Annotated in this window: 1 protein-coding gene; it reads left to right on the top strand. The window is 62.3% G+C overall.

Annotated features, from left to right (window positions below):
- Window positions 1-385 (top strand): hypothetical protein (locus tag AC0L3B_RS38570; RefSeq protein ID WP_473382875.1); only part of this gene is annotated, 385 nt, incomplete at both ends.

The raw sequence follows: 385 nt of genomic DNA, 5'->3' as shown, positions 1-385 counted from the left end.
CAGAAACTGCTTCTGGCCGTGGGACAGCAACCCGGCCGGGCGCTGTACCGAGGCGCTGACCAGGAAGATGGCAATGGTCAAACCCGACGTCTGCTGTTATGTGCTCCCGGTTCGCCTCGTGAGCAGCAGTTCATCGCCTTCGCCACTGAGCGCGACTGCCAGGCGCATATCATCGCCTGGGCCGATGACAAGACCCGGTACGACGGCCGGACCATGAGCGACTACCTGCTGGAGCAGTGCCCCCTGCGTTTTCGCCCGAAGATGGGCACCTTCCTCGCCGGGCTGGGTTTCAGGCCAGACACGAAGGAGCATGAGGAGGTGACGTTCGGGCCTGTGTGCACCCATACCATTTGCCTGGACGCCATGGTCGTTCATTCGCAAAACG

It is taken from the genome of Bradyrhizobium sp. Kon56 (genome assembly GCF_055807635.1).
This window is presented reverse-complemented; position numbering and strand designations above follow the sequence as displayed.